Below are 6,941 nucleotides of genomic sequence, written 5' to 3'. Positions count from 1 at the left end.
GAATGTTCAACACGCCCTAATGATAAAAATAACAGCACGTTAATTTAAATTGGTTAACTCTAAGACGTCTTATTCGCTATGATGTTACTTATAAACGAATATTTAAAAAACAGCTCAAACCTCTATCATACCGCTAGGGATGACACAATAGAGAGTAGCAGAATACTGAGCATTGACCCGTCACCATTGTGGCTATACAGTGTACGCCTTGTTTTGAATGATACATTTTTAGCGCTTTCGTATTAGCACGCACTTTATTAAAAAGCATTCTGATATTTCAGTACAAATACTTTATTTCAGCATCATTTATTCGCTTACTAGCAAATCGTTTATAATAGTATGACCGCTTTATATTCTGAGCGATAAAATCTATTAATGCTGTCCGTTATTTTATAATACCTTACATTCTAATTAATGGCTTATGTGACTTATGAAATTCACTTTATCAGCGCTACCGACTGCTATGATGACAGTTGCACTCATGAGCGGCCCTATAGTGACTTATGCGAGCACGGGCTCAGATAATATAGAATCATCAGATGACATGACACCGGTGACTGTGACAAAAATTGTGGATGCCGATGGTCAGATTAATAATCAGACAGCTCAGACAGCAATGGCACCTAGTCATACATTAGCAGAGACTCATGCTGAGCACAGTGCATTAAACACCCTTATCGATCCAATCACACACAAAGCCGTGGATAATAGCTATCCATTAGAAGTCTCTAGCTTTTTAAGCCTAGAACAAGCGCAAAAGCTTTTGGTTCAAGTCTCGCCCAAAATAGCGGCCAATCAAGCAGCCATCGCTGCCAGCGAATACCAAACTGAGGCCCTCAGAACCATCGACAACCCCCTCGTATTTGCGCGCGTCTCTGCCAGTGCTTACCATCTTGATGAGGATATAGATCTATCGTCTCTTAGAAACGGTATCGTCAACGGAGTAAATAATACCGTCGATAACGCGGTTCCTCCGATTGCAGACCTGCCAGATTTACCAAACTTTGGGGAGTTGGTCGGTGAGCGAATTCCAGACTCTTATAATATTAAGCGCTCAGGATCGACGACGGGCGCAGGTCTTGGTGTGGTCTGGCCTATTTATACAGCTGGACGTACGGACGCATTGACTGGCGCCTCAGATGCACGCACACAAGAAGCAGTCGCCGATAGCATCCTTGATAAAAACGAGCTTTATAATACGTTAATTGAACGGTATTTTAAGGCCCAATTGGCGATCATTGCCGCTTACTTACGTGAGGATGCTTACGATACCTTGCAGCAAACGGATCATATGGCAGAACGCTTGTTTGAAGAAGGCTTTATTTCGCGCGTCGATAGACTAGAAGCACAGTCTGCGCTTGCCGATGCCAAAAGCGAATCCGTCAATGCCAATAACGACGCGCGCTTAGCCATGATTGCGCTACAGCGATTGCTACGTACTGATTATCGTATTAAGCCGACGACGCCATTATTTGTCTCTAGCCGTCCCCTACCGGATGTTAGCTATTTTCAGGATTTGGCACTGAATAATCATCCAGGATTACAAAAGGTCGCCGCCAAACGCGCGCAGGCTCAGCAGTTGCATGCATTATCAGATACTGGCTACAAGCCGACAGTCTTGCTATATGGTTATGGTCAGCTCGAAAAAGACCCAAGCTGGGTCGCTGGTATCTCTGCCAGTTGGAAGCTATGGGGCGGACTGGATAAAACCGCGTCATTGGCATCAAGCAATGCTCAAATACGTCAGGCAGATCTTTCTGAGATTGAAGTCAGCGACAACCTGCTACTGCTGGTAGAAAAAAACTGGCACGATGTTAATAATGCTCAATCACGCTATCAAGCGCTACAAAGTAACGTTGATTTGGCTGCAGAAGTGTTAAGATTGCGCCGCTTAGGATTGCAAGAAGGCGTGAATACCACAGTCGATGTGGTACAAGCACAAACGCAATCGCTCAAAGCACGTACTGAGCAAGCGCAAGCAGCAAACGACTATGTACAGTCATTGGCCGCACTCATGCAAAGCTGCGGTACGCCGCTTGCTTTTAACGCTTATCTTAATGCCGCTGATATCCAGCTGCCGACTTTGTACACTGAATGATGATTGTATATGAAAGCTTATAAAGTATACGAATAAGCGCTATGTCGTCGTTTCAACTTTTAAGTGTTATAAGGCTAATGAGCGAAGATATATACCAAATCAGCATGACGCTATCAAACAATAACGCTCAATAAACCATACTATTACTATAGTGAATCACTGTTTTATGAAAAAACCAACGTCCAAATCGATAAATAATTGGCTACAAACTTTGCTACAAACGTGGCCTATTGCGAATACCACTAATGTTTGGGCACATTGCGCCAGTGTCGGATTTTTTGGTTTTTTATCCATCTTTCCAGCAATGGCGGTATTTGTGCTGATTTATGGTCTCGTATTTTCACCCGTTGAGATGCAGGAGCATATCTCCATTTTGCGTCCGTTTATACCTGATACAGTGTACGAAGTCCTCAATTCGCGCCTGAGCGAGTTGGTCTCTAATACCAAATCCACGCTGACATTTAGCCTGATCATATCGACCTTACTTGCCCTTTATGCTGGTTCCAAAGGCATCAAATCTTTAATTGCCCTTGTCAATCTCGCTTTTCATATCACCCAAGAGCGCAGCTTTATACAAGGCACGGTTCGAGCAGTGAGCCTGACCTTTGGTGCAGTAGTCGTCTTGATAATAGCGGTGTCTTCTATTGCTATTATCCCTGTAGCAGCGAATTACTTCCCCTTCCCTCAAGTGGCTGAAACGGTTGCACTGTGGGCCAGATGGCCTGTATTGGCGGGTATTATCTTTTTAAGCTTTTTAAGTCTTTATCGTCTCGCGCCAAATCGCGATGCCGTTGCACTAAAAAAACTGGTTCCAGGAGCAACGCTCGCGACCATTCTTTGGATTATATTGTCCGTACTGTTTTCGATTTATGTGCAAAACTTCAACAACTATAGTGCTGAATTTGGGGCGCTATCAGCGGCGGTGGTCATTATGCTTTGGCTATATTATTCAGCCTTTGTCGTCGCTTTTGGTGCGATTTTTAATTCTGAAGCCATAGACAATGCCAAACCTTATGCTGTTCGAGTGTACTAATCATAAATCCTTTGTTCTCAACTTTGCTGCTTTAGGAATCACACCGTCATGACTGAATTTCCAAACGAATCAGACAACTCAAATAAATCAGTTGATTCAAACGAGTCAGTGACCTCTCAAGATACAAAAGCCTCCGTCGATCCAATAGAAAATGTATCTAGTGGGTCTGACGTTCCAGAGCAATCTGTACCCGCTTATAGTCGGGGCAACGCAAAAGCTGATAAATCTGCTCGTATGAAAAAGATATTGCTCGTACTGTTTGTATTAGGTGTTCTTGGCGCAATTGCATACGGTTTATATAAAAGCAATCAGCATAATGAACCAGAAGTCATTACCCTCCAAGGGCAAATGCAAATGCAGCAAACCTCTATCGCTGCAAAGGTAGCAGGCCGCATTGCTAACATTATGGTGACAGAAGGTGATACGGTTACGGTGGGTCAACAACTCATTGAGATGGATTCGCCTGAGATTAACGCTAAGATCAACCAAGCACGTGCTGGTAAGCAAATCGCACAAAGTCAATTGGACAAAGCAGAAAACGGGGCACGCCCGCAAGAGATCGCTCAAGCCAAAGCCGCTTGGCAAGCCAATAAAGCCGCGTCTGATTTGGCAGAAAACACCTATCAGCGTGTCAATCGTCTGTATGAAGAAGGATTGATGGCACGGCAAAAACGCGATGAGGCTTATGCCCAATACCTAGCCACTCAAGACCAAACTGAAGCCGCACGTTTGCAATATGATTTGGCATTAGAAGGTGCTCGCAGTGAAGACAAATCAGCGGCTACCGCTCAAGTCGCACAAGTTGATGCCCAGCTAGATGAAGCACTGGCAGCAAAAGAAGAGGCCAATCTAAAGAGCCCTATCGCTGGTGTTGTGGACAATGTCATCGTTAGTGCTGGAGAAGTCATCGGTCAAGGCGTTCCTTTGCTGACGTTGGTGGATACCAATGACCAATGGGTAGTGCTCAATGTCACTGAGTCGTATTTAAACCAGTTCGCTATCGGTCAGACATTTACAGGTACTATTCCCGCATTATCATCAGCAGATAAGCCTTATAGCAAGCAGTTTACTGTTTATGCGACATCGACCTTATCTGATTTTGCCACTTGGCGACCGACCAACAATGATGATGGTTTTGATGTGCGTACCTTTGAGGTCAAAGCACGACCATCCACGCCTGATACTCGCATTCGCTCAGGAATGAGTGTGGTTGTGCATATTAATCCTATCAATCAGAACCAAGAGTAGGCCATGCACTTGACTAAGTTAAGTGAGGCTTTTTTACGTAGCGCCGCTTATGAGCGCCGTTTTTTAGCCAAAAACCATTGGGACCTTAGTATGGTGGTATGGATACCACTAGCCACAGTGCTGCTGATTTGGTGGATATTTTCACAAACGCAGATTACTGACTTACCCATTGGAGTGATCGATCAAGACAATAGTGCTGTTGCCAATACTACCGTACGTTACTTAGAAGCCAGTCCTACGCTTACGGTTAGACAACTTTATTATTCACCAGCGGATGCAGAGGCTGCGATCTTGCAACGTGATATTTATGCGGTTGTCATCATTCCTGAAGACTTTTCGCGTAACATTTTATCTAACAAGCCTGCCCCTTTAATCCTACAAGTAAACGCCCAGTACGGTACGCACTCTGGCATTATTCAAACGGCTGTCCAAGCAGTCGCTAGCACCTTATCCGCAGGGGTAGAGATCAAACGATTGGTAAAGCAAGGCGTAGGGCCGTCGCAAGCCATGACTGCTTACTCGCCTATCAGTATCCAGCGTATTAGTTTGTTCAATGCTGCAACCGATTATCAGCAGTTTTTGGCATCGACCGTCATACCTGCCCTGCTACACATATTAGCGATGGTCGTCGGGGCAACCACCATTGGTCGCGAGCTGCGCGATAAAAATATTGGTCACTGGTATCGCTTTATCAGTACAGGTACACCTGACTTAGCTTTGGTTAAATCCTCTAAAAAAGCAGCTGCGTTAAACACCACACAAGATAGCACCAACAACACTGCACCATCATCAGACTCAAAAATGCCCAATTCGGTGAGTATATCAGTATTGCTATCCGGTCTATTGGGTAAGTATTTTTGGCCAATATTGGCCTATAGCTTATGGTCGGCTTTGGTATTGTGGCTTGTAACGTCGAACCAAAATATAAGCATTGGGTCAATCATCGCAGTATATATCGGCCTATTGTGTTTGATGATACTGTCATTCTGGCTTGGTGCTATTTTTACTTTGAACTCCTTTTCACTGCGTATGGGTTTGTCAACCACTGGTTTTATTTCAGCGCCTTCTTATGCCTTTGCTGGTGTGACCTTTCCTTATATTGCGATTAGTGATAGCGCGCAATACTGGTCAAATGCATTGCCACTGACACATTACCTCAAGCTACATATTGCCCAGTTACAAATGCAAGCGCCTATTGCTATCTCTGTGCCTATTGTCTACGGTCTGGCGCTTGCCACTATCATCGCCATGCTACTGACAGCCCTATTGACCAAACGCGCATTGGCGCATCCTGAACGCTGGGGAGCACGCTGATGTCATCACCTTTAAATACCAAGCAAAACAACGCTAAAGCCACCACTTCTTTAACTGCGCAGACTTTTTGGGCAAGCTTCTCTCAAACTATAAAAGATGTCTTTGGGGATAAAGGCGTGCTTTTGATGTTGATTATTGCCCCGATTATCTATGGGTTTTTCTATCCTTGGCCCTACTCAACTGAAGTGGTCAACCATGTACCAGTGGGTATTGTTGATCATGACAATAGTAACTTGTCGCGCACGCTCGCTCGTTATGCAAGTGCCAGTCCATATCTAGATACTGAGCACTTTATCAATGAACAAGCGGCCAAAGAAGCCATATGGTCCGATCAAATTGCAGGCTATATGGTGATTCCAAGCGGCCTTGAAGAACAAGTCATGTCAGGACAGCAAGCGTATGTTAGCGTCCTCGGCAATGGCGGCTACTTTATTTTAAATAAGAACGTCCAACTGGGATTCTCTAAAGCAGTTGGTACCGTATCAGCGGGGATCAAGGTAAAGAAAAATATCGCTAAAGGCGCTTATGCACCCACCGCAGCACAGAGCGCTCAAGCAGTACCACTACAAATCATGCCACTTTATAATCAAACTGAAGGCTACGGTGCCTACGTCGTACCAGCCGTCTCCGTCATTATCTTACAACAGACACTATTGATGGCAACCGCCATGCTGATTGGCACTTGGTATGAGCAGCGGCGTCATGCTGCGAGTGTACGCGGTTGGCTCGGACGTATCACAGCGCTGAGCACGCTAAGCTTTATCATTGGCTGTTTTTATTATGGTTGGGCGTTTGAGCTGCATCATTATCCACGTGGGCAAAATATGCTCGGAACGCTATTGTTTTTAGCACTGTTTTGTCCGACAGTCGCAACGCTCGGCTGTGTACTTGGGCTATGGTTCCGGCAGCGTGAGCGCAGTATGCAGATCTTAATCTTTATCTCCCTACCGATATTCTTCTTAAGCGGCTACCCTTGGCCAGCCGACCAGTTGCCCCAAGTTTTGCAAGTAATACGCTGGATCGTACCAACTACCCCTGCGATCAACACCTCTGTACAGCTTAACCAAATGGGTGCAAGTATCTCTCAAGTCGCCATAGGGTTTTATGCGTTGGCAGGCTTGTGGTTGCTCTATTTTGTTTTATTGCTATTTTTACGCAAGCGTATTCCGCAAAAAAAAGCCTACTGATAAATCTTTAAGTTAATTAAATCTATGAGCATAAAGAAGCGCCTGCTAATATTAGCAGGCG

General features: G+C 44.9%; 5 protein-coding genes. All 5 read left to right on the top strand.

The features are described 5' to 3' along the window. The first annotated feature begins 430 nt into the window (after window positions 1-430). Window positions 431-2,098: a TolC family protein gene (locus B3V51_RS05775; protein ID WP_071001330.1), complete on the top strand. Its 1,668-nt coding sequence runs from the start codon at window positions 431-433 to the stop codon at window positions 2,096-2,098. Window positions 2,099-2,264: 166 nt separating this feature from the next. Continuing rightward, the gene (locus tag B3V51_RS05770; protein ID WP_071001329.1) at window positions 2,265-3,131 is read left to right on the top strand and encodes a YihY/virulence factor BrkB family protein; all 867 of its coding nucleotides are present in this window, start codon (window positions 2,265-2,267) and stop codon (window positions 3,129-3,131) included. A 48-nt stretch (window positions 3,132-3,179) separates the two neighbouring features. Then, a complete protein-coding gene (locus tag B3V51_RS05765; RefSeq protein ID WP_071001327.1) occupies window positions 3,180-4,379 on the top strand; it encodes an HlyD family secretion protein in 1,200 nt (399 codons plus the stop codon). A 3-nt stretch (window positions 4,380-4,382) separates the two neighbouring features. Further along, window positions 4,383-5,693 (top strand): ABC transporter permease, encoded by a 1,311-nt coding sequence (locus B3V51_RS05760; RefSeq protein WP_071001325.1) that lies wholly within the window; start codon window positions 4,383-4,385, stop codon window positions 5,691-5,693. Beyond that, complete coding sequence (locus B3V51_RS05755) at window positions 5,693-6,880, top strand: ABC transporter permease (RefSeq protein WP_071001324.1); 1,188 nt, start codon at window positions 5,693-5,695, stop codon at window positions 6,878-6,880. Before B3V51_RS05760 ends, B3V51_RS05755 begins: the two co-directional genes overlap by 1 nt. Window positions 6,881-6,941: the final 61 nt, after the last annotated feature.

Source organism: Psychrobacter sp. UBA2514, assembly GCF_002341255.1.
Taxonomy (GTDB): Bacteria; Pseudomonadota; Gammaproteobacteria; order Pseudomonadales; family Moraxellaceae; genus Psychrobacter; species Psychrobacter pacificensis.
This window is presented reverse-complemented; position numbering and strand designations above follow the sequence as displayed.